This is a genomic window from Achromobacter colocynthidis, assembly GCF_057334535.1.
In genome coordinates, this window is sequence record NZ_JBHFIZ010000006.1 from 84,114 (window position 1) to 106,061 (window position 21,948).

Annotated in this window: 18 protein-coding genes; 12 read left to right on the forward strand and 6 right to left on the reverse strand. The window is 64.9% G+C overall.

The features are described from left to right. Positions 1 to 16: 16 nt before the first annotated feature. Positions 17 to 1,438 carry a M20 family metallopeptidase gene (locus tag ACE04A_RS03280; RefSeq protein ID WP_438860056.1) on the forward strand — a complete coding sequence of 474 codons (1,422 nt, stop codon included), beginning with the start codon at positions 17 to 19 and terminating at the stop codon, positions 1,436 to 1,438. Positions 1,439 to 1,475: 37 nt separating this feature from the next. Here the strand turns inward: ACE04A_RS03280 and ACE04A_RS03285 are convergent, their stop codons facing one another. Next, on the reverse strand, positions 1,476 to 2,156 hold the full coding sequence (locus ACE04A_RS03285; RefSeq protein ID WP_447988213.1) for an LOG family protein: 681 nt from the start codon (positions 2,154 to 2,156) through the stop codon (positions 1,476 to 1,478). Between ACE04A_RS03285 and polA the strand changes: the two genes are divergently transcribed. The 3 genes from polA (at position 2,155) to ACE04A_RS03300 (ending at position 6,694) form a co-directional block, all read left to right on the forward strand. After that, positions 2,155 to 4,872, forward strand: coding sequence for a DNA polymerase I (gene polA, locus ACE04A_RS03290; protein WP_448718483.1), 2,718 nt, complete (start codon positions 2,155 to 2,157; stop codon positions 4,870 to 4,872). The two genes, ACE04A_RS03285 and polA, sit on opposite strands and share 2 nt — an antisense overlap. A 117-nt stretch (positions 4,873 to 4,989) precedes the next feature. After that, positions 4,990 to 5,829, forward strand: a complete 840-nt coding sequence (locus ACE04A_RS03295; protein ID WP_100857142.1) for a ZIP family metal transporter — start codon at positions 4,990 to 4,992, stop codon at positions 5,827 to 5,829. A gap of 76 nt (positions 5,830 to 5,905) precedes the next feature. Then, positions 5,906 to 6,694: a dienelactone hydrolase family protein gene (locus tag ACE04A_RS03300; protein WP_485819857.1), complete on the forward strand. Its 789-nt coding sequence runs from the start codon at positions 5,906 to 5,908 to the stop codon at positions 6,692 to 6,694. A gap of 81 nt (positions 6,695 to 6,775) precedes the next feature. Here ACE04A_RS03300 and ACE04A_RS03305 read toward each other — a convergent pair whose 3' ends face one another. Next, positions 6,776 to 8,437: a Na/Pi cotransporter family protein gene (locus ACE04A_RS03305; protein WP_100857140.1), complete on the reverse strand. Its 1,662-nt coding sequence runs from the start codon at positions 8,435 to 8,437 to the stop codon at positions 6,776 to 6,778. 175 nt (positions 8,438 to 8,612) lie between these two features. Here ACE04A_RS03305 and ACE04A_RS03310 point away from each other — a divergent pair, with 175 nt between their 5' ends. Further along, positions 8,613 to 10,004 carry an L-serine ammonia-lyase gene (locus ACE04A_RS03310; protein WP_259251706.1) on the forward strand — a complete coding sequence of 464 codons (1,392 nt, stop codon included), beginning with the start codon at positions 8,613 to 8,615 and terminating at the stop codon, positions 10,002 to 10,004. 84 nt (positions 10,005 to 10,088) lie between these two features. Here ACE04A_RS03310 and htpX read toward each other — a convergent pair whose 3' ends face one another. Further along, on the reverse strand, positions 10,089 to 10,970 hold the full coding sequence (gene htpX, locus ACE04A_RS03315) for a protease HtpX (RefSeq protein ID WP_100857138.1): 882 nt from the start codon (positions 10,968 to 10,970) through the stop codon (positions 10,089 to 10,091). A 153-nt stretch (positions 10,971 to 11,123) separates the two neighbouring features. Here htpX and ACE04A_RS03320 point away from each other — a divergent pair, with 153 nt between their 5' ends. Together ACE04A_RS03320 and ACE04A_RS03325 are read left to right on the forward strand one after the other, a co-directional pair. After that, positions 11,124 to 11,978, forward strand: coding sequence for a DMT family transporter (locus ACE04A_RS03320; RefSeq protein WP_448718481.1), 855 nt, complete (start codon positions 11,124 to 11,126; stop codon positions 11,976 to 11,978). A gap of 30 nt (positions 11,979 to 12,008) precedes the next feature. Continuing rightward, positions 12,009 to 12,935, forward strand: a complete 927-nt coding sequence (locus tag ACE04A_RS03325) for a sulfurtransferase (RefSeq protein ID WP_448718480.1) — start codon at positions 12,009 to 12,011, stop codon at positions 12,933 to 12,935. A 123-nt stretch (positions 12,936 to 13,058) separates the two neighbouring features. Here ACE04A_RS03325 and ACE04A_RS03330 read toward each other — a convergent pair whose 3' ends face one another. Together ACE04A_RS03330 and ACE04A_RS03335 are read right to left on the reverse strand one after the other, a co-directional pair. Further along, entirely contained in the window at positions 13,059 to 13,628 is a 570-nt protein-coding gene (locus ACE04A_RS03330; protein WP_100857135.1) for a phosphonate degradation HD-domain oxygenase, read from the reverse strand. Positions 13,629 to 13,681: 53 nt separating this feature from the next. Continuing rightward, positions 13,682 to 14,545 (reverse strand): LysR family transcriptional regulator, encoded by an 864-nt coding sequence (locus ACE04A_RS03335; RefSeq protein WP_259252637.1) that lies wholly within the window; start codon positions 14,543 to 14,545, stop codon positions 13,682 to 13,684. A gap of 145 nt (positions 14,546 to 14,690) precedes the next feature. Between ACE04A_RS03335 and ACE04A_RS03340 the strand changes: the two genes are divergently transcribed. The 5 genes from ACE04A_RS03340 to ACE04A_RS03360 all read left to right on the forward strand — a co-directional run bounded on the left by ACE04A_RS03340 (position 14,691) and on the right by ACE04A_RS03360 (position 20,704). Continuing rightward, positions 14,691 to 15,764, forward strand: coding sequence for a putative 2-aminoethylphosphonate ABC transporter ATP-binding protein (locus ACE04A_RS03340; protein ID WP_259251702.1), 1,074 nt, complete (start codon positions 14,691 to 14,693; stop codon positions 15,762 to 15,764). A 7-nt stretch (positions 15,765 to 15,771) separates the two neighbouring features. Continuing rightward, on the forward strand, positions 15,772 to 17,553 hold the full coding sequence (locus tag ACE04A_RS03345) for a putative 2-aminoethylphosphonate ABC transporter permease subunit (RefSeq protein WP_485819858.1): 1,782 nt from the start codon (positions 15,772 to 15,774) through the stop codon (positions 17,551 to 17,553). Positions 17,554 to 17,568: 15 nt separating this feature from the next. Beyond that, complete coding sequence (gene phnX / locus ACE04A_RS03350; protein ID WP_448718478.1) at positions 17,569 to 18,399, forward strand: phosphonoacetaldehyde hydrolase; 831 nt, start codon at positions 17,569 to 17,571, stop codon at positions 18,397 to 18,399. Between the two features lie 138 nt (positions 18,400 to 18,537). Next, positions 18,538 to 19,560: a putative 2-aminoethylphosphonate ABC transporter substrate-binding protein gene (locus ACE04A_RS03355; protein WP_100857132.1), complete on the forward strand. Its 1,023-nt coding sequence runs from the start codon at positions 18,538 to 18,540 to the stop codon at positions 19,558 to 19,560. A gap of 13 nt (positions 19,561 to 19,573) precedes the next feature. Beyond that, positions 19,574 to 20,704, forward strand: a complete 1,131-nt coding sequence (locus ACE04A_RS03360; RefSeq protein WP_259251697.1) for a TIGR03364 family FAD-dependent oxidoreductase — start codon at positions 19,574 to 19,576, stop codon at positions 20,702 to 20,704. 89 nt (positions 20,705 to 20,793) lie between these two features. On the opposite strand, the gene ACE04A_RS03365 is transcribed toward ACE04A_RS03360, so the two are convergent. Next, the gene (locus ACE04A_RS03365) at positions 20,794 to 21,939 is read right to left on the reverse strand and encodes an aromatic ring-hydroxylating oxygenase subunit alpha (protein ID WP_100857130.1); all 1,146 of its coding nucleotides are present in this window, start codon (positions 21,937 to 21,939) and stop codon (positions 20,794 to 20,796) included. Between the last annotated feature and the right edge of the window lie 9 nt (positions 21,940 to 21,948).

A 21,948-nucleotide genomic window follows, 5' to 3' on the forward strand; every position in this document is an offset into this window, starting at 1 on the left:
CAGCAGAGGAGAGATCATGGGTGCCATCGACAAACTTGCGCCGTTCATCGACGCGCGCAGCGAGCGTTATGCGGAACTGAGCGACCGCATCTGGAGCTTGGCTGAACTACGCTACGACGAACACAAGTCAGCCGAATTGCACATTGCGATGCTGGAAGAAGCCGGCTTTCGCATCACCCGCGACGCGGCCGGCATTCCCACGGCGTTCGTGGCCGAGGCCGGCCAGGGTGGTCCCGTCATCGGCATCCTGGGCGAGTACGACGCGCTGTCCGGCCTGAGCCAGGAAAGCGGCGCCTTTGCGTGCCAGCCATCGCCGGAAACGCCCAACGGCAATGGCCACGGTTGCGGCCACCACTTGTTGGGCACGGCAGCGCACTTTGCCGCCGTGGCGGTCAAGGAATTCCTGGAAGCCAACCAGTTGCCGGGCACCATCCGTTTCTACGGCTGTCCGGCGGAAGAGGGCGGGTCGGGCAAGACCTTCATGGCGCGCGAGGGCCTTTTTGATGAGCTTGATGCTGCCTTGACCTGGCACCCGGCTTCGCACACAGGCATCTTCCACCAGTCCACGCTGGCGAACATCCAGGCCTACTTCCGTTTCCGCGGCATCGCGGCCCACGCCGCGAATTCACCGCATCTGGGCCGCAGCGCCCTTGATGCCGTGGAACTGATGAATGTGGGCGTGAACTACCTGCGCGAGCACATGGTGCCGGACGCGCGCGTGCATTACGCCGTGACCAACAGCGGCGGCATTTCGCCCAATGTGGTGCAGGCCCGCGCCGAGGTGCTGTACCTGGTGCGCGCGCCCATCAATTCGCAGGCTGCCGAACTGTATGAACGGGTCAAGAACGTAGCGCGGGGCGCGGCGCTGATGACCGGCTGCGAGCTGGACATCGTGTTCGACAAGGCGTGTTCGAACTACATGCCGAACCGTGTGCTGAACGAAATCATGTACGCCAACATGCAGGCGCTGCAAGGCCCGGCCTATACCCCAGGAGAAGAACAGGTGGCGCGCCGGATGTGGGATTCGATCACGGAAGACGACATCGACAACGCCGGCAAGAACCTGGGCGCGGTACTGCGCAATCCCACGCCGCTGTTCGCGGGCGTGGCGCCGTTTGACCCGGCCAAGACCGAGATCACTTATGGCTCGACGGACGTGGGCGATGTCAGTTGGGTGACGCCCACGGCGCAATGCTGGGGCGCCTGCTACGCCTATGGCACGCCGTTTCATTCCTGGCAGATGGTGGCGCAGGGCAAGATGTCGATGGCGCACAAGGGAATGGTGCACGCCGCCAAGATCATTGCGGCGACGGCGGCTGATCTGCTGGTAAAGCCGGAAGCCTTGGCGCGCGCCAAGCAGGAACTGCTGGACGCGCGACGCGGGCAGCCCTATGTGTGCCCCATTCCGGACGAGGTGGTGCCGTCGTTCAAGCGCTAGGGAGCAAGGCGGCCCTCGCCTGAGGGCCGCGCCGTGTTCAAGCCGGCAGGGATGGCGCGTATTGCGCCTCGGAAGTGACCTTGTCATGGAATTCCACGACGCGGCGCACCACTTTGACGGGGTCGTCCTCGATGATGAAAAGGTCCAGGTCGTGCGCGCCGATCATGCCATTGCCCAGCACCTGATCGCCCAGCCAGTCGACCAGGCCCGACCAATATTCGCTACCCACCAGCACGATGGGCGCCGGCGGCACCTTGCCCGTCTGGATGAGCGTCAACGCTTCGAAGAGCTCGTCCAGGGTGCCAAAGCCGCCAGGCATCGCCACGTAGGCGAAGCTGTGCATGAAGAACGTGGCCTTGCGCGAGAAAAAATACTCGAACGACAGGCTGATGGTTTGATACTCGTTGTTGTGCGCCTCGTGCGGCAGGCTGATGTTCAGCCCGATGCTGGTGCCGCCAGCCTCGAAGGCGCCTTTGTTGGCGGCCTCCATGATGCCGGGGCCACCGCCCGCGATGACCGCAAAACCGGCGCTGGCCAGGGCGGCCGAGATGGCGATGGTGGTTTCATAATGGGGGGAATTACGGCTGACTCGTGCACTGCCGAAGACGCTGACTGCGGGCCCGATGTGCGCGAGCTCGTCTGCCGCCGTCCGTATCTCTGACATAATCAGCGGAATCTGTTTGCCGGCGGGTGTTTCCATATCTGCCTTTTTAACCATGAAAAAAACCTTATTACTGGTCGACGGTTCAAGCTACTTGTACCGCGCTTTCCACGCTATGCCTGATTTGCGCAATGCGCAAGGCGAACCCACGGGGGCGCTGTACGGCGTGGTCAATATGCTGCGCAAGCTTGTATCTGATCATAAGGCAGAGTATGCCGCATGTATTTTCGATGCCCGCGGCAAGACCTTCCGAGACGACCTGTATCCCGAGTACAAGTCGCACCGTCCGCCCATGCCTGAAGACCTGGCGGCGCAGATCGAACCCATCCACCGCGCCGTGCGCGCGCTGGGTTGGCCGGTGCTGGCCATTGAGGGGGTGGAAGCGGACGACGTGATCGGCACCCTGGCCAAGCACGCCGCCGAACACGATGTACACACCATCGTTTCCACGGGCGACAAGGACTTGGCGCAACTGGTCAATAGCCACGTCACGCTGGTCAACACCATGACGGGCGAAGTGCTGGACGAGCCCGGCGTGGTCAACAAGTTCGGCGTGCCGCCCGACCGCATCGTGGACTACCTGATGCTGGTCGGCGACACCGTGGACAACGTCCCCGGCGTGACCAAGGTCGGCCCCAAGACGGCGGTCAAATGGCTGGCGGAATACGGCTCCATCGACAAGCTGGTAGAAGGGGCGGATGGCATCAAGGGCGTGGCCGGCAACAACCTGCGCGAAGCCATTCCCAATTTCCCGCTGACCCGCCAACTGCTGACGGTGAAATACGATTGCGACCTGACCGGCCATGTAAAAAACGTCAGCGACCTGACGCCGCGCGAACGCGACATTGCCACGCTGACTGAACTGTATGAACGCTACGGCTTCCGTACCTGGCTGCGCGACCTGACGGGCGACGCCGAACGCGTGCCCACGGGCGACGCGCGCATTGCGGCGGAGGTGCCGCAGGCGCCCGCCGAGCTGGACTACCGCATCATTGCCGACTGGGCCGAATTCGACGCCTGGTTTGAAAAGCTGCAAGGGGCGCCTCTGGTGGCGCTGGACACCGAGACCACATCGCTGGACCAGATGCAGGCCCGGCTGGTTGGCCTGTCGCTGGCGGTGGAACCTGGCGTGGCTTGCTACATTCCGGTGGCGCACCGGGGGCCGGACGGCGCAACGCAGTTGCCCAAGGCCGAGGTGCTGGCGCGCTTGAAGCCGTGGCTGGAAGACGCCTCGCGCGCCAAGCTGCTGCATCACGCCAAGTACGACGCGCATGTGTTCGCCAACGAAGGCATCAAGCTTGCGGGCATTACCGACGACACGATGCTGCAGGCCTATGTGCTGGAATCGCATCGCGGCGTGGGGCTCAACGACCTGGCCCAGCGCTATCTGGGCCGCAGCGGCGTGTCGTACGAGGACCTGTGCGGCAAGGGCGCCAAGCAGATCGGTTTCGACGAGGTAGCGGTGGACAAGGCGGGGCATTACGCCGCCGAAGACGCCGACTTCACCTTCCAATTGCATCGCGTGCTGCGTCCGATGGTGGCGGCCGACGAAGGCCTGGACCGCATCTATCAATTGGAAATCAAGGTGTCGGCGGTGCTGACCACCATCGAACGCAATGGCGTGAAGGTGGATGCCGACGAACTCGGCCGCCAAAGCCACAAGCTGGGCCAGGAAATGTTGCGGCTGGAGCAAAAGGCCTATGAATTGGCCGGTCAGCCCTTCAACCTGAATTCGCCCAAGCAGTTGGGTGAAATTCTTTTTGAGCGCATGCAGTTGCCGGTGGTGCGCAAGACCGCCAGCGGCGCGCCGTCCACCGACGAAGACGTGCTGACCAAGCTGGCGCTGGACTATCCGCTGCCGCAGGTGCTGCTGGAATACCGTGGGCTGTCCAAGCTGAAGTCCACCTACACGGACAAGCTGCCGCGCATGATCAACCCCGCCACGGGCCGCGTCCACACGCGCTACTCGCAGGCGGCGGTGATTACCGGCCGGCTGGCGTCGTCCGATCCCAACCTGCAGAACATTCCCGTGCGCACCGAGGCGGGCCGCCGTGTGCGCGAGGCGTTCATCGCGGAAGAAGGCATGCTGCTGTCGGCCGACTATTCGCAGATTGAACTGCGCATCATGGCGCACGTGTCGGACGACGCCAACTTGCAACGCGCGTTTGCCGCCGGCGAGGACATTCACCGCGCGACGGCCGCCGAAGTGTTCGGTGTGGCGCTGCCGGATGTGTCCACCGACCAGCGCCGCGCGGCCAAGGCCATCAACTTTGGCCTGATCTACGGCATGGGGGTGTTCGGCCTGGCGTCCAACCTGGGCATCACGCGGGATGCGGCGCAGGCCTACATCGACCGCTATTTCGCGCGCTATCCCGGCGTGGCGATGTACATGGAAAACACGCGCCGCGTCGCGCGCGAGCAGGGTTACGTTGAAACCGTGTTCGGTCGGCGCCTGCAGTTGCCGGAAATCCGTGGGGCGTCGGGTCCACGTAGGCAGGGGGCAGAACGCGCGGCCATCAACGCGCCCATGCAGGGCACCGCGGCCGACCTGATCAAGCTGGCCATGGTGGCCGTGCAGGACTGGCTGGAAGCGGAAAAGCTGCAAACCCGCATGATCATGCAGGTACACGATGAACTGGTGCTGGAAGCGCCGGACGCCGAGATCGAGGTGGTCAAGGAAGCCTTGCCCCGCCTGATGTGTTCGGTGGCCGAGCTGCGCGTGCCGCTGGTGGCGGAAGTGGGCATGGGGAAGAACTGGGAGCAGGCGCACTAGCCTGCTGTTCTGTCCCCGCGAACCTGGTGGGCCGTCTTCGGGCGGCCCATTTCCGATTTCAGGATTGCAACAATATAATGTTGCGCTTCCTCCCCGCCTCTATTGCGTCCCCCCCACATGTTGCTGCTCTGGGTACTTCTTGCCACCGTTACCGGCGGGCTGATCGCCGTCCTTGTTGCCAGTTGGCTGGCCTACAAGGTCTTCGCCCAGTACCTGCACCACATGGTCAGCCTATCGGTGGGCGTGCTGCTGTCGGTGGCGCTGCTGCATTTGTTGCCCGAGGCTTTCGAAGGGGGCGTGGCCGATGCGCATACGCTCTTTGGCTTGATGCTGGCGTCACTGATCGGCTTTTTCGTGCTGGAGAAGATTGCGCTGCTGCGCCATAGCCATCACCACGAAGGTGACGGGCACCATCATCACAAAGGCCACGATCACCACGAAGCCGGGCGCGGGGGCGTGCTGATCCTGATCGGAAGCTCTTTGCACAACCTGTGCGACGGCATCCTGGTGGCGGCGGCTTTCCTGACCGACCCGCTGTTGGGGGTACTGACCGCGGCGTCGATCATCGTGCATGAAGTGCCGCACAAGCTGAGCGATTTCGTCGTGCTGCTGAACGCCGGGCTGGCGCGTCGCCGCGCCTTTTCCCTGATCCTGTTCACCAGCTTGTGTTCAGCCGTGGGCGGCATAATAGGGTACTTTGTGCTGCAGCAGGCGCAGGACTGGGTGCCGTATGTCTTGGTGGTTGCCGCCAGCAGCTTCCTGTATATCTCGGTGGCTGACCTGATGCCGCAGATGCATGAACGGGTGTCCCTTTCGGATGCCGTCCCGCAATTATTGCTGGTGGGTGTGGGCGTGGCGCTGATCTACAGCGTGACGACCGTGATGCACCATGGGCACGAGCACGGGGCCGACGCCGGCCACGGCGCTCCCCATGCCGAGCACGGCCACTCGCACTAGGCAGGGCTCGCCTACTTGCACCAGGGCGCGCGCGGACGGGACGCCTCTATGTCCACCCCCTACACAGGAGTCCGCCATGAGTTTTTCCGCTGCCGCCGGCAACGTCGCCCCCACCGTCATTCACACTGACACCGAAGGCCTGGTCCACGGGGATTTCCAGCTGCCCGTGGCCGATGGCTCCATCGCCGCGTATTACGCCGCGCCTCAAGGGCGCCGCGACTTGCCTGTCGTGCTGGTGGTGCAAGAGATTTTTGGCGTGCACGAGCACATCAAGGATCTTTGCCGCCGCATCGCCAAGGCCGGTTATCTGGCGGTTGCCGCCAATCTGTACGAGCGTCAGGGCGACGCCTCTACCTATACCGATATTCCCAAGCTCATTGCCGACATCGTCAGCAAGGTGCCCGACGAGCAGGTGTTTGCTGACCTGGACGCCAGCGTGGCCTGGGCCGCGGACAACGGCGGCGACGCCAAGCGCGTGGCCATTACCGGCTTTTGCTGGGGCGGCCGCCTGACGTGGATGTACGCCGCGCACAACCCCGACGTCAAGGCGGCGGTGGCCTGGTACGGCAAGCTGAGCGTGGGCCATGGCCCGCTGATCAAGCGCGTGGCGTTCGACGTGGTCAACGACCTGCACGCGCCGGTGCTGGGCCTGTACGGCGCCCTGGACGCCAGCATTCCGCTGGCTGACATCGAGACCATGAAGACGAAGCTGGCAGCTGGCAACGCTGCGGCCAAGCAATCGGAGTTCGTGGTGTACCCGGCCGCCGACCATGCCTTCCTGGCGGATTACCGCGCCAGCTACAAGCCCGAGGCCGCCAAGGATGGCTGGACTCGCATGCTGGCGTGGTTCCAGCGCTACCTGTAAACCGATAGGCGCGGTGGGGCTTGTGTTTCCCGCGCTGTCATCCGCTTAATTGCCCGCTTGGTTGCCAGCTTAATTACCGGCTTAGTTGCCCGCTTCCCTTAAGCGGCTGGGCAACAATTCCCCGTGGCGGGCCAAGAGCGGATATGCGGCGGCGCCCACCAGGTGCGAGTTGATGCCCTTCATATCGCGCAGGATATCCAGGTACAGCGCGCCGACTTCGGCGGCGTCCACCTCGCCCGACTTGATCTTCTGCAAGTGGGTGTCGGCCGCTTGAATCTCGATCGTGCGAAAGCGCGCCTTTTCACCAGCCAGGGCGCGCGCCTGACGCAGGTCGTCGTTGACGAAGAGCGCGGCGGCCTGACGCTGGTTGGCAATCAATTGGCCCAGCGTGTCGTCCAGGCTGGCGCGTTGCTCGGGTGAAAACATCCAACCTTGCTTGCGCAGCTTGGCCACATGGCTCAGCAGCCCGTGATGGGCAATGTCGCCCGCATGGCCGATGTTGCTGGCGAAGGCCAGAATGTCATCCATGCGCTGGACGTCGTCGCGCGTCATGTTTTCCTGGTCCAGCGTGGCCAGGTAGGTGGTGATGGCGTTTTCCAGCTTGTCCAGCGCGGCGTCCAACTGGCGCGCCTGCACCATGCGGTGGCGGTTGTCGCGCTTGAAACCTGCGCGCGCGTACAGCAGCAAGGTTTGCAGCATGTCGGCCATGCGCAGGGCTTCGCGCGCCGCGTTGCCCAGCGCCACGGCCGGCACGTCATGGGCCCATTCATCCAGGTACTGGGGGCGAGACGGGTCGTTGGGATCGGCCCGTTTGGGCAACCAACGGGTCAAGAGCGCCGCGTAGGGTGTCAGCAGCGGCAGGAACAGCAGGGCGATGACCGCGTTGAACAGCGTGTGGAAATTGGCGACGGCGCGTGCCGGGTCGCTTGCCATGTCGCTCATCAGCGGTTGCAGCACCGGCAGCAGGATCAGCCCGGCCAGCACGCCCAGCACCCGGGTCAGCAGGTTGCCCAAGGGCAGGCGGCGCGCGGCGGGGTCGTCGCCTGTCACGCCTTCGATCATGGGGTTGATGGCGGTGCCCAGGTTGGCGCCCAGCACCAGCGCGAAAGCCACGTGGGGCGCCACCATGTGATGGCTTGCCAGGGACATTACCAGCACCACCACTGCCACGCTGGAGTGCGCGGCCCAGGTGAACGCGGCCGACAGCAGCACGGCCGCCACCGGCTGGGTGGCCAGCGCGTCCAGGATCATGCCCAGCATGGGGGCCGTCTGGAACGGCTCGAAAAGCTCGACCAACTGATGCAGAGACAGCAACAACAGCCCCAGGCCGATGAATACCCGGCCCAGGTCGCGCGTGCGGCCGGGCGGGTAGCGGCGAAACATCCAGACGCCGGCAAGAATAAGAATGGGGGCAAGCGAGGTCAGGTCGAACGACAGCAGCTGCACGATCAGCGTGGTGCCGACGTTGGCGCCCAGCATCGCGGCCAGCGCCGGCACCAGGCCCACCACGCCGCCCGCGGCGAAGCCGGTAATCATCAGCCCCGTGGCCGTGCTGCTTTGCAAGGCGGCGGTGATGCCCAAGCCCGCCGCGAAAGCACGCAAGCGGGTGCCCAGGGCGCGGCCCAACGCCGCGCCCAGGGCGGCGCCGAAGGCGCGCTGGACACCGGTTTGGACCATGTGCACGCCCCAAAGGAGCAGGGCGACGTAGCCGGCGAAGTCAAGCAGGGTGATAAGACCAGACATCCAGGGGTGTTCCCGTTCTTTTTATGACAAGTAATAATTTTGTAATGATCGCATGCCTGCCGGGGCGGCGAAACCCGCGGCAGCGATACAGCATACGCTGGCCAGGTTTCCTGCGCGCGGTGTTGCCAGCGCGTATCATTGCCTGACTATTCGTTGATGTATTGGAGTGTGTGGCGTGGCCGTTTCCGTATTTGATCTGTTCAAGATTGGCATAGGCCCGTCTAGTTCCCATACGGTGGGGCCGATGCGGGCCGCCTTGCTGTTCGCGCAAGGCCTGGAACGCGACGGCCTGATTCCTCGGGTGGCGCATGTGCGCGCCGAACTCTACGGTTCGTTGGGCGCCACCGGCAAGGGGCACGGCACCGACAAGGGCGTGTTGCTGGGGCTGATGGGCGAGGCGCCCGACACGGTGGACCCGGCCGCCATTGAAGGCATGATCGCCTCGGTGCGCGCCAGCCGCCAACTGCCGCTGCTTGGCCGCTACCCCGTTGCGTTCATCGAAAAAGAGCACATGGTGTTCTACCGGCGCGAAGCCATGGCCGAGCACCCCAACGGCATGAAATTCCACGCTATCGATGCCAACGGCGAGTCGTTGCGCGAATCGCGTTACCTGTCGGTCGGTGGCGGCTTCGTAGTGACTGCGGGCGCGTCCAATAGCCAGGTCATCGCCGCCCACAACCAACTGCCATATCCGTTCCGCTCGGGCCGCGAACTCTTGACCATGTGCCGCGAGAACGGTCTGACGGTGGCGCAGTTGATGATGCAGAACGAACTTACCTGGCGTGAGGCGGCGGACACGCACAGCGGGCTGGACCGCATTTGGCAAGTGATGCAGGACTGCGTGGCGCGCGGTTGCGGTATCAATTACCCCGAAGCCGACGGCGTACTGCCCGGCCCGCTGCGGGTACGCCGCCGGGCGCCCGAGCTTTACCGCAACCTGACCCAACGCGCCGAACGTACCTTGTCGGACCCGCTGTCGGTCATGGACTGGGTCAACCTTTACGCCATGGCGGTCAACGAAGAAAACGCCGCCGGCGGCCGGGTCGTCACGGCGCCCACCAACGGCGCGGCGGGCATCATTCCCGCAGTGCTGCATTATTACGACCGTTTCGTGCCCGGCGCCAACCACGATGGCGTGCGGGACTTCCTGCTTACCGCCGCGGCGATCGGCTTGCTGTACAAGTACAACGCGTCCTTGTCGGGCGCCGAAGTGGGCTGTCAGGGCGAAGTGGGCGTGGCCTGCTCGATGGCTGCGGGCGGGTTGGCCGCGGCGCTGGGCGGTTCGGTGGAGCAGGTTGAAAACGCCGCCGAAATCGGCATGGAACACAACCTGGGCCTGACCTGCGACCCCGTGGGCGGGCTGGTGCAAATTCCCTGTATCGAGCGCAATGCCATGGCGTCCATCAAAGCCGTGAACGCGGCCCGGATGGCCCTGCGCGGCGACGGCCAGCACTATGTGTCGCTGGATTCGGTCATCAAGACCATGCGCGAAACCGGGGCCGACATGAAGACGAAGTACAAGGAAACCGCGCGCGGCGGCCTGGCGGTGAACATCGTCGAGTGCTGATGGGCGGGGGGATACCCCAGCCGACCCTGCAAAAGAAAAGTCCCTCGGCTGAGGGACTTTTTTCTGCCTGGCAACCCGAAGGGGTCAGACCACGCGGGCGTTTTGCAACGCGGCGATGCGCGACGGGATCGGCGGGTGCGAGGCGAACATGGCCGCCAGGCCGCCACGGCCGGTGATGCCCGAGGCTTCAAAGGACTTGGGCAGATCGCCCGGCTCCAAGCCACCCAGGCGGGCCAGCGCGCGGATCATCGGTTCGCGCGCGCCCATCAGCTGGGCCGAGCCGGCGTCGGCGCGGTATTCGCGCTGGCGCGAGAACCAGGCCACGATGATCGAGGCCAGCACGCCGAAGATGATTTCACAGACCAGCACGGTGATGTAGTAGCCCGGACCGATGCCGCGTTCGTTCTTGAAAACCACGCGGTCGATGAAGTAGCCGACCACGCGAGCCAGGAACACGACGAAGGTGTTCACAACGCCCTGGATCAAGGTCAGCGTGACCATGTCGCCATTGGCGATGTGGGCCACTTCGTGCGCCAGCACCGCCGCAACTTCCTCTTCGCTCATGCTTTCCAGCAGGCCGGTCGACACGGCGACCAGCGAGTCGTTCTTGAACGCGCCGGTGGCGAACGCATTGGGCGCGCCTTCATAGATGGCGACTTCCGGGCGGCCGATGCCGGCGCGGTCAGCCAACTGGTGCACGGTGTCGACGAGCCATGCTTCGCGCTGGTTGCGCGGCGCGTTAGGATCCAGCACTTGGGCGCCGGTGCTCCACTTGGCCATCGGCTTGCTGATCAAGAGCGAGATGATCGCGCCCGTGAAACCCACCACCACCGAGAAGATCAGCAGCGCGTTGAGGTTAAGGCCGTTGGCGGTGATGTAGCGGTCTACGCCCAGGATGCGCAGCGTGGCCGACAGCACGAGCATGACGGCCAGGTTGGTGATGACGAACAAGACAATGCGTTTCATGTTTTTTGTGTTCCTCTGCGAGCGGGAAATACCGGGGTTCGACATGACGGCGGCCCGCCAGTTCCCCGACTCGCCGGCACCGCTCCCGATGGCGAAGAGTATAGTATCGCTTTCCCCTAGTTCTCCCCACTTTTCCCTTAGCGCAGAACCCCAATGCAGGCTCTCTGGATGTTGTTGGCGTCCGCCATGTTCGCCATCATGGGGTCGTTCGTGAAGTTCGGCACCGAACACGGCGCCTCGTTGCCCCAGATCGTGCTTTTTCGTGGGTTGCCTTCCGTTCTTCTCTTGCTGCTGTGGGCACGCGCCGGCCGGCAATCCATCGTTCCGACCAGTTGGAAGCTGCACCTGTGGCGCAACCTGTCCGGCGTGACGTCGATGTGGCTGGGGTTCTTCGCCATCTCGCACCTGCCGCTGGCCACCGCGACCAGCCTGAACTACACCGCGCCTCTTTTCATTGCCTGTTGGATGCTGGGCTGGGGCGGCGCGCAGCGCGACGCCGTGCGCATCATTGCCGTGGCCTTGGGTTTCCTGGGCGTGATCGCCGTGCTGCGGCCCAGCATCAATGAAGACCAATGGCTGGCGGCGCTGATGGGGATGGGGGCGGGCGCCATGTCGGCGGTCGCCATGTTGCAGATCCGCCAACTAGGCCGGATCGGCGAACCCGAGTGGCGTACCGTGCTGTTCTTTTCCGTGGCGGTCTGCGTGTCCAGCGTTGTCGGGCTGTGGTTCGAAGGCTGGGGCACGGCGGACTGGCAGGGCTATGCGTCGCTGGTGGGCGTGGGCGTGGCGGGCATGTTCGGCCAGCTTGCCATGACCCGGGCCTTTGGCGTGGGCTCGGCGCTGCTGACGGCGGCGCTGCAATACAGCACCATTATTTTCGCGGCCTTGCTGGGAATGGGTTTTTGGGGCGACCACCTGGATGGTCTGGCCTGGGCCGGCATGGGCTTGATCATCTCCGCGGGCCTGCTGTCGGTGTGGCGCACCATGCGCGACCCCAAACCGGCCTGACGGGACACCCGCTAGACAGGAGCACACCGAATGACGATGACACTGATTTCCGCCGCCGATCTGGCGGGTCGGCTTGGGGCTTCCGGGCCTGACGCTTCCAACGTGCGCGTAGGCGACGTGCGCGTAGGCGACGTGCGCGTAGGCGACGTGCGCGTAGGCGACGTGCGCGTCTTCGACGTGCGTCACGACCTGACCAACCACGCCGCGGGCCGCCAGGCGTATGACGCCGGCCACATCCCTGGCGCTCGTCACCTGGACCACGAAACCGAACTGGCCGCGCCGCGCACCGGCAAGAACGGCCGTCATCCGCTGCCCTCGCGCGCCGAGCTGGGCGCACTGATGGCCGCCCATGGCGTGACGCCGCAAACGCTGGTCGTGGCCTATGACGCCAGCGGCGGTATGTACGCGGCCCACCTTTGGTGGATGCTGCGCTGGCTGGGCCATGAGCGCGTGGTGGTGTTGGACGGCGGCTGGCAGGCCTGGGTGGCCGCCGGGCTGCCGACCACGACCGATCCCGCGCCGGCCGTGCAAGCCGGCCAGCCCGTCGAGCCCGGCGCGCCGCTGGTCGCATCGGTTGATGCGCAGGCCGTGCTGGACAATATCGATCGGCCCGCCTTTACCGTGATCGACGCGCGCGCCGCCAACCGCTATCGCGGCGAAGTCGAACCGATGGATCCGGTGGCCGGCCACATCCCGGGCGCCCTGAACCGCCCGAACGGTGAAAACCTGCAAGCCGACGGAAGCTTCAAGTCCGCCGAGCAACTGCGCGCCGAATTCGACGGCTTGCTTGGTGGACGCGACCCTGGCGCCATCGTGCACCAGTGCGGCTCGGGCATCACCGCCTGCCACAACCTGCTGGCCATGGAAATCGCGGGCTTGCCCGGCTCGCAGCTGTACCCGGGCTCGTGGAGCGAGTGGTGCAGCGACCCGTCGCGCCCGGTAGCCAAGGGCGCCTGAGGCGCAGCGGCGCACAAAAAAGCCAGGGTTCGCACCCTGGTTTTTTTTCGTCTCCGATGCGGTCCTCTGCGGCTCCTGCCGGGCTATTCTTCCTGCGGCCCGTGCCGGACTATTCCGCCCGCGCTACCAGATCGCCGCCAGCTTGACCCGCCCGGACACGCTTTCCGCGATCTCCAGGAAGTGGTCCAGCGGGGGCGTGGCCAGCCCCGGGACCTTGGCCATATCGTCCCAGCGGCGCAGGCGGATCGCGTCAGGCGCGCCCGGCATGCTGGCGAAATCCACCGCCTGGCCGGCATCGAAACTGCCGCCTTGCAGCGCCAGGCTGCGCTTGGAATCCTCCGACAACGACGCTTCGTATTGCGGCTCGACATAGCATAGGTAGCGCTTGGCTTCCACGTGCAGGCGGATCGGGTCCAGCACGGCCGAACTGAACAGTCCGCGCAGGAACGGCAGCACGAAATACTGGTGCTTGTCGTCGACGCCGCGCAGCGTGGGGGTGCCCGGACGGTCGGCGATCAGGTGGCCCAGATCATGCAACAGGCAGGCGGTGATGAGCGAAGCGTTGGCGCCATGGCGTTCCGCCAGCGATGCCGTTTGCAGCGCATGCCGCAAATGGCTGACGGACTCGCCATGGTAGGAACGGTGTCCGCGTTCCAGGAAAATCTGTTCGATGTCTTGCAAGGTCAAGGCCATGGTTGTCTCCTGAGTGGCCGCAAGGGGGAGGGGGGCGGGCAGTGACCTGACGGTCAGCCGGCTGCCGGCGCCATCTCCAGAAAGCGCGCGATCAACTGCACCGGTTGGCGCTCGCGCAGGCAGTACAGGTATTCGTGCATCACGATCTCGGCCCCCTGGATGTCCAAGGCCGCCAGGTCGGGGTGCGACGGGATTTCACGCGAGGGGATCAGGCTGATCCCCAAGCCGCACAGAATCGCCTGCCGGATGGATTCCCGGCTGCCGATCTCCAGCGTGCGGCGCACGGTGACGCCCGCCGCCGCCAGCGCGTCTTCGGTCAACTGGCGCGTCATGGAGCCGGGCTCGCGCAGCAGCAAGGCGTGGTCGGCCAGATCGGCCAGCCGAACCTGCCCGCGCCGCGCCAGCGGATGGTCGCGATGGGTGACCACGCGGATCGGGTCGGCCGCGATCATCCTGCGGTACAGGTGCTTGTCATCCATCAGAAAGGAAGACGTGGCAATCTCGATCCGGTAGTCGTGCAGCGCTTGCAGCATCGACTGCGAATTTCCGATGGTGACGGCCAGGTCGATGCCCGGGTAGCGCTGGTTGTACCGGCGCACCGTATCCATGATGTAGAAGGGGCCGGTCGCGCCAATGCGCAGATTGCCTTCGCGCAGGTCGCTGGCGTCGCGCAGGCGGAAATCGATCTCGGTTTCCTGCTGCACCAGCTTTTCCACCATGGGCATCAGGTTGTGTCCCGCATCCGACAAGCGCATGCCCCGGCCCTGCCGGTGGAACAGTTCGATGCCGTAGCGCGATTCCAGTTGACGCAACTGCCCCGTCACGGTCGGTTGGCTGACACCCAGTTGGGCTGCGGCCTTGGTGACGGTGCCACAGCGGGCCACGGCGTAGAAGGATTTGAGTTCGGCGACAAGCACGATGAGGGGGCGGGAAAGGGACGCAATGCGCAAGACCGCCAGTACACCAAAATAATTTGATGTTTTTATTACTGCATTTGCGCGAAGTGTCATAAACGCTCAATACGCGCCTTCCATACTGGCTTCGTTCCAATCTGGAGGCAGCATGCCCCAACCCGATAGCGCCTTCCTCACAGTTCGAAATCTGGTCAAGCGTTTTGGCAGCCACACCGCGCTGGCCGACGTCTCGCTGGATATCCGCGCCGGAGAACTGGTGTGCCTGCTGGGCCCGTCCGGCTGCGGCAAGACCACGTTGCTGCGCGCCATCGCCGGCCTGGAACGCCAGGACAGCGGTGCAATTGTGCTGTCGGGCCGCGATATTTCTTACGCCGAGCCCCAAGAACGCGACTACGGCATCCTGTTCCAGTCCTACGCGCTGTTTCCCAACCTGACCGTGGCCCAGAACGTGGCGTACGGCCTGAGCGGCAAGCGGGCGCATCGCAATCACGTCGCCAATCGCGTCGAGGAAATGCTGAGCCTGGTCGGCCTGACTGGGGCCGCGGACAAATACCCCGGGCAGATTTCCGGCGGCCAGCAGCAGCGTGTGGCGCTGGCGCGCGCATTGGCGCCATCCCCGTCACTGTTGTTGCTGGATGAGCCGATGTCGGCGCTGGACGCCCGGGTGCGCGAGCATCTGCGGATTGAATTGCGCGCGTTGCAAAAGCGCTTGTCGATCACGACGCTGATGGTGACGCATGACCAGGAAGAGGCCATGGTGATGGCCGACCGCATCGCCGTTATGAACGGCGGCGTCATTGAACAATTCGGAACGCCGCGCGAACTCTACCGCCAGCCGGCATCGGCCTTTATCGCCGATTTCGTGGGCGAGGCGAACTGGCTGCCGTTCGAACGCGTCGACACCCATCGCGCCCGCGTCGGCCGCCAGGAACTGGCCGTGGACGAGGCGCTGGACGGCAAGTCCGGCAAGCTGTTCGTGCGCCCCGAAGCGGTGCGCGTCAGCATGGCGCGCTCGGAAGAACCCAATTCAATGTTGGCCGACGTGCTGGACGGCGTATTCCTGGGCCGGGGCTATCGCCTGGCCTTGCGCCTGGAAGGCGTGCCCGGTTCCACCGTGCATTCGATTGTGTCCCCTGAAATCGGAGACGCCCTGTTGGGCCCTCACGCCGCCAGCCGTTGCTGGGTGGAGCTGCCGCGCCATGCGATTCGCGCCTACGCTTGATTCCGCCATGACTGGATCGCCTTCCGTGGCCGAACTGGCCCCCGCCCCGGCCCCCGCCTCGACCGCCGCCCCCGCGCCGACCGCGCCCGCTCTGGGCCGCCGCCCCATGCCCGCGTGGATAGGCGCGCTGGGCCTGACGGCGGGGCAGGGCGCGCTGGTGCTGTTTCTGGTGCTGTTCCTGGCATTGCCGCTGCTGGCCATCCTGGCCAAGGCCGTGACCGATAGCGACGGCGCCTGGGCCGGGCTGTCGGTGGTGTCCGGCATCATCGGCGCGGATGGCTTTCTTGCCATGGTCGGGCGCAGCCTGACCGTGGGCGTGGTGACGATGCTGCTGGTGGTGCCCTGCGCCTATGGCTTCGCCTATGGCCTGACCCGCACCCGCTTGCCGGGCAAGGGCCTGCTGCGCACCATCGCCTTGCTGCCTTTGCTGGCGCCGTCGCTGTTGCCAGGCATTGCGCTGGTCTATCTGCTGGGCAACCAGGGGCTGCTCAAGGGCCTGACGGGCGGCGCCACCATCTATGGCTTCTGGGGCATTGTGGTGGGCGAGGCCTTCTACACGTTTCCGCATGCGCTGATGATTCTGCTGACCGGCCTGACGCTGGCCGACGGACGGCTGTACGACGCGGCGCGGGCCATGGGCGCGGGCCCGTGGCGCACCTTCCTGACCGTGACCTTGCCCGGCACGCGCTACGCCGTGTTCTCGGCCTGCTGCGTGGTGTTCACGCTGACCGTTACCGATTTCGGCGTCCCCAAAGTGGTTGGCGGTGATTACAACGTGCTGGCCATGGAAGCCTACAAGGCGGTGGTCGGGCAGCAGAACTTTCCCAAGGGCGCGGCCATCGGCATCTTGCTGTTGCTGCCCGCCTTGCTGACCTTTGTGTTGGACCGCCGGCTGCGTGCCCGTCAGGGTGCGCAGATGAGCGGCCGCGCCCAGCCTTACGCGGCGGGCGCCAACCGACGCCGCGATGCCGCGTTCCTGGCGCTGGCCGGGGTGCTGGCGGGCTTTCTGCTGCTGATCATCGGCGTGGCCGTCTGGGCCTCGTTCGTGAAGATGTGGCCGTACAACCTGTCGATGTCGTTGCGTTCCTACGACTTCGACAACATGGACGGCGGCGGCTGGCTGGCCTGGCGCAACAGCCTGCAACTGGCGCTTTGGACCGCAGTGATCGGCACGGCCGTGGTGTTTGTGGGCGCCTGGATGATGGAAAAGGTGCCGGCGCGCGGCTCAGTGGGGCGCAGCCGGCGCGCCACGGTCAGCATGCTGGCCTTGATGCCGATGGCCGTGCCGGGCCTGGTGCTGGGGTTGGGCTACATCTTCTTCTTCAACAGCCTGATGAACCCGCTGAACCTGCTGTACGGCACGATGCCGCTGCTGGTCCTGTGCACGGTGGTCCACTTCTACACCAGCGCGCATCTGACGGCGGCCACCGCCTTGAACGCCCTGGATCCCGAGTTCGAAGCCGCTTCGGCGTCGTTGAAGGTGCCGCGCATGACGACGTTCCTGCGCGTGACCTTGCCCATGTGCCTGCCCGCCGCGCTGGACGTTGCCCGCTACCTCTTTGTTTCCGCCATGACGACCGTGTCGGCCGTGGTGTTCCTGTACAGCCCGTCCACGGTGCTGGCCGCCGTCGCCGTGCTCAACATGGACGACGCCGGCTTCATCGGCCCGGCCGCCGCCATGTGCACGGTGATCATGGCCAGTTCCGCCACCGCGGCCCTGCTGCTGCATCTGGCGAGCCGCGCGCTGGTTGCGCGCAGCCAGGCATGGCGCCGCCCCGTGGCTCTTTGAACGCTTATTTCTAGGATGACCCTCATGACTGTTTCAACCTTGCCCGTCCAACTGGAAGCCGTCATCTTTGACTGGGCCGGCACGCTGGTGGACTTCGGTTCGTTTGCGCCCACCAAGGTGTTCGTGGACGCCTTCTCGCAGTTCGGCATGGATGTGTCGCTGAAAGAAGCCCGTGGCCCCATGGGCATGGGCAAGTGGGACCACATCCGCGCCCTGTGCGACCAGCCCGCCATCGCCAGCCAGTATCAGGCCCAGTTCGGCCGCTTGCCTTCCGATGACGACGTCACCGCCATCTACGACCGCTTCCTGCCGATGCAACTGGAGAAGGTGGCGCAGTATTCAGCGGCCATTCCGGGCGCGGCCGAATTGCTGCGCGCGCTGCGCCAACACGGCTTGAAGATCGGATCGTGCTCGGGCTACCCCGACAGCGTCATGCGCCGGGTGGTCGAGCGCGCGGCGTCCGAGGGTTTGGAGCCGGACTGCATCGTGGCCAGCGACGATGTGCCGCGCGCGCGCCCGGCGCCTGCCATGGCCTTGAAAAACGTGGTCGAACTGGGGCTGTCCGATGTGGCCGGCTGCATCAAGGTCGACGACACCGCGCCCGGTATCGAGGAAGGGCGGCGCGCCGGCATGTGGACGGTGGGGCTCTTGTTGTCGGGCAACGCCGCCGGCCTGACGCTGGACGAATACCTGAGCCTGGATGAGAGCGGCCGCGAGCGCGCGCGCGTCGAGGCACGCGCGGAGCTGTCGTCCGCCCACCCGCATTACCTGATCGACACGGTGGCCGACCTGCCCGCCGTGATTACCGACATCGAAGCCCGTCTGGCGCGAGGCGATCGACCCTGAGCTAAAGCCATCAGCCTGATTACTTTCTGCCCGGCGTAGCCGGACTTAACCCTGCTTTTTTTATCGCGACCGCGGCCGGCATCGTCCGACCGTGGCGGCGACCTTCACCCTTTTTTCCGCTCATTCACGGAGTTCCTCATGAATCGCTACAAGCTGCTTGCCCTGGCCACCGCCCTGACGGGCATGATGGGCGCCGCCTCTGCCGAGACCACGCTGACGGTCTACACCGCGCTCGAAGCCGACCAGATCAAGGTCTATCAAGCCGCGTTTGAAAAAGCCAACCCCGACATCAAGATCCAATGGGTCCGTGATTCCACGGGCATCATCGCCGCCAAGCTGCTGGCGGAAAAGAGCAACCCCAAGGCGGACGTGATCTGGGGCTTGGCGGGCACGGCGCTGGGCCTGATGGACAAGGAAGGCATGCTGCAACCCTACGCCCCGAAGGGTCTGGACCAGATCGCCGCGAACATGCGCGACGCCAAGGCTGAGCCGTCATGGGTCGGCATGGACGGTTATGCCGCCGCCATCTGCTTCAACACCATCGAAGCCGAAAAGCAAAAGCTGCCCAAGCCGACCTCGTGGCAAGACCTGACCAAGCCGGTCTACGCCGGCAAGATCGTCATGCCGAACCCGGCGTCGTCGGGCACGGGCTTTTTGGACGTCAGCGCCTGGCTGCAGATTTTTGGCGAAGAGAAGGGCTGGGCCTATATGGACGCCCTGCACAAGAACATTGGTTCGTACACGCACTCGGGCTCCAAGCCGTGCAACATGGCCGCCGCGGGTGAGTTCCCGATCGGCGTGTCGTTCGACTACCGCGCGGCCAAGCTGAAGGCCGATGGCGCGCCGGTCGAAGCCGTGTTCCCGTCGGAAGGCCTGGGCTGGGAAGTGGAAGCGACCGCCATCATGAAGGGTACGAAGAACCTGGAAGCCGCCCGCAAGCTGGCTGATTTCTCGGCCAGCCGCGAAGCCAACGAACTGTACAAGGCCAACTTCGCGGTGCTGGCGATTCCGTCCATCGCCACGGCCAACCCGAACCTGCCGGCTGACCTGACCAAGCGCATGATCAAGAACGACTTCGTGTGGGCCGCCACGAACCGTGAACGCATCATCGCCGAGTGGACCCGCCGCTACGACGGCAAGTCCGAGCCGAAGAAGAAGTAAGGCGTTGCCCGCGATGAAAACTTACGACGTGATCGTGGTGGGCGCGGGCATGCTTGGCATCGCCCACGCCTGGGCGGCCGCCAAGCGCGGCCTGTCGGTGGCGGTCATCGAGCGCAGCCGCCAGGCGCACGGCGCCACCATCCGCAACTTCGGCCAGGTCATCGTGACGGGCCAGCCGCCCGGCATGATGCTGTCGCACGCGCAACAGGCGCGCGAGCTGTGGCTGGACCTGGCCGCCAAGGCAGGCTTTCATGTGCGGGCCAACGGCGCGCTGGTGCTGGCGCGCAACCTGGACGAGGCCAGCGTGCTGCAGGAATTCGCGGACACGCGGCTGGCGCAGGAAGGCTATCGCGCCAACCTGCTGTCGGCGCGTGAGGTGGCCGGCCTGTATGGCGGACAGCTTGCGCATCACTGCCTGGCGCTGCGTGGCCATGACGACCTGCAGATTTATTCGCGCGAAGCCTTGCCGGCCATGACCCGCTACCTGGCCGAGTCGCTGGGCGTGACGTTCATTACCGGCACGCTGGCGCGCGCGGTGGAAAACGGCCTGGTCGGCACCACGGCCGGCGACTTCCAGGGCAAGCATGTTTTCGTGTGCCCCGGCCATGACTACCTGACGCTGCTGCCCGAACGTTTTGCGCCGCTGAACCTGGAAGTCTCGCGCTTGCAGATGTTGCGCGCGGCGTTCGACACCAACGCCATCGCCTTGGACCGCCCGGTGCTGACCGGCTTGTCGTGCGTGCATTACGGCGCGTTCTCGGACCTGCCCACGGCGCAGGCGCTGCGCCAGGTGATCCAGGAACGCACGCCGATGCTGGTTGAAAACGGCATCCATCTGCTGATCAGCCCCACGCCGAATGGTGAGCTGATCATCGGCGACTCGCATCGCTATGGGCAGGACGCGTTCCCGTTCAACGACGAGGCGGTCGACAACGCCATGCTGGACCTGGCGTCACAGGCCCTGGGTGCGCGCTTGCGTGTGCTGGAGCGCTGGCAGGGCGTGTATGGCGCACACGGGCCAGCGCCGTTCTCGGTCATGCCGGTGGACGCCGCTACGACGGTGGCGGTCATGCATTCCGGTGTTGGCATGACGGTGGGGCTGGCGATCGGCGAACGCACGGTGGCGGGCGTGATCGGACATTGACGGCGCGGGCAGGCATTTGCCGCGTGCAATGAAAAGGGCCTCGCGAAAAAATCGCGAGGCCCTTTGTTTTTTGCGACGGCAAACCCGGTTCAGAGGTCCTGCATGATGCGTCGATACCATTCGTGGAAGTGCTGCATGCCGTCTTCCATCGGTGATTGGTAAGGACCGGCTTCATTCACGCCGCGCAACATCAGGGCCCTGCGGCCGGCGTCCATGCGTTCGGCGATTTCATCGTCTTCGATGGCCGTTTCCATGTAGGCGGCGCGCTGGGCTTCGACGAATTCGCGTTCGAACGCCGAGATTTCCTCGGGGTAGTAGAACTCGACAACGTTCACCGTTTCCTGCGGGCTCTTCGGGTACAGCGTGGACAGCACCAGCACGTGCGGGTAAAGCTCGATCATGTGGGTCGGAAAGTACGTGACCCAGACCGCGCCGAAGTCGGGCGCGTCGCCTTCGCGGAACGACAGCAGGCGGTCGTGCCATTGCTTGTACACGTCTGAACCCGGTTGGGCCAACGCATTGTGCACGCCCACTTTCTGCAGGCTGTACCAGTCGTTGAATTCCCAGGTCAGGTCGTCGCAGGTAACGAAACGGCCCAGGCCCGGGTGGAACGGCCCGACGTGGTAGTCCTCAAGGTAGACCTCGATGAAGGTCTTCCAGTTGTAGTTGCACTGATGCACTTCAACGTGGTCGAGCACGTAGTCGCCGAAGTTGAACTCGGGGCGCGAGAACAACGGAGCCATGTCCGAGGCCGGGTCACGCGGGCCTTCAAACAGCAAGCCGTGGCAATCGCGCAGGCGAAACTTCTGCAAATTCATGCAGGGCGTAGTCTCGAACTGAGGCGCGCCCAACAACTCGCCTTGGTTGTTGTACGTCCAACGGTGCAGCGGGCAGACAATATTGCCGCCGGTTGCCTTCAGATTGCCTTGCGTATTGCAGTTGCCGGCCACATTGCCGGCTTCGCCGCCCAGCATCAATGCCTGACGGTGGCGGCAGACATTTGAGATGAGTTCAACGCCTTGCTGGTTACGAACCAGCACGCGCCCCCCGTTTTCCTGGACCAACGACCGCCAATCCCCAATCTCGGGCACTACTTTCTGGTGTCCGACGTACTGCGAGGATTGCTTGAAAATGAGTTCTTGCTCGCGGGCAAAGAGGGCTTCGTCAAAGTAAGCGCTGACGGGTAGCTGGGTGCGAGCTGGCACGACATGTGCCATCCGACCGATGTCGGTCATGATTCCCTC

Bases quoted from the DNA above. Each gene is read 5' to 3' on its own strand.
- ACE04A_RS03280 (WP_438860056.1), top strand. From the start codon at position 17: ATGGGTGCCATCGACAAACTTGCGCCGTTCATCGACGCGCGCAGCGAG.
- polA (WP_448718483.1), top strand. From the start codon at position 2,155: ATGAAAAAAACCTTATTACTGGTCGACGGTTCAAGCTACTTGTACCGC.
- ACE04A_RS03285 (WP_447988213.1), bottom strand. From the start codon at position 2,156: ATGGTTAAAAAGGCAGATATGGAAACACCCGCCGGCAAACAGATTCCG.
- ACE04A_RS03295 (WP_100857142.1), top strand. From the start codon at position 4,990: ATGTTGCTGCTCTGGGTACTTCTTGCCACCGTTACCGGCGGGCTGATC.
- ACE04A_RS03300 (WP_485819857.1), top strand. From the start codon at position 5,906: ATGAGTTTTTCCGCTGCCGCCGGCAACGTCGCCCCCACCGTCATTCAC.
- ACE04A_RS03305 (WP_100857140.1), bottom strand. From the start codon at position 8,437: ATGTCTGGTCTTATCACCCTGCTTGACTTCGCCGGCTACGTCGCCCTG.
- htpX (WP_100857138.1), bottom strand. From the start codon at position 10,970: ATGAAACGCATTGTCTTGTTCGTCATCACCAACCTGGCCGTCATGCTC.
- ACE04A_RS03320 (WP_448718481.1), top strand. From the start codon at position 11,124: ATGCAGGCTCTCTGGATGTTGTTGGCGTCCGCCATGTTCGCCATCATG.
- ACE04A_RS03325 (WP_448718480.1), top strand. From the start codon at position 12,009: ATGACGATGACACTGATTTCCGCCGCCGATCTGGCGGGTCGGCTTGGG.
- ACE04A_RS03330 (WP_100857135.1), bottom strand. From the start codon at position 13,628: ATGGCCTTGACCTTGCAAGACATCGAACAGATTTTCCTGGAACGCGGA.
- ACE04A_RS03340 (WP_259251702.1), top strand. From the start codon at position 14,691: ATGCCCCAACCCGATAGCGCCTTCCTCACAGTTCGAAATCTGGTCAAG.
- ACE04A_RS03345 (WP_485819858.1), top strand. From the start codon at position 15,772: ATGACTGGATCGCCTTCCGTGGCCGAACTGGCCCCCGCCCCGGCCCCC.
- phnX (WP_448718478.1), top strand. From the start codon at position 17,569: ATGACCCTCATGACTGTTTCAACCTTGCCCGTCCAACTGGAAGCCGTC.
- ACE04A_RS03355 (WP_100857132.1), top strand. From the start codon at position 18,538: ATGAATCGCTACAAGCTGCTTGCCCTGGCCACCGCCCTGACGGGCATG.
- ACE04A_RS03360 (WP_259251697.1), top strand. From the start codon at position 19,574: ATGAAAACTTACGACGTGATCGTGGTGGGCGCGGGCATGCTTGGCATC.
- ACE04A_RS03365 (WP_100857130.1), bottom strand. From the start codon at position 21,939: ATGACCGACATCGGTCGGATGGCACATGTCGTGCCAGCTCGCACCCAG.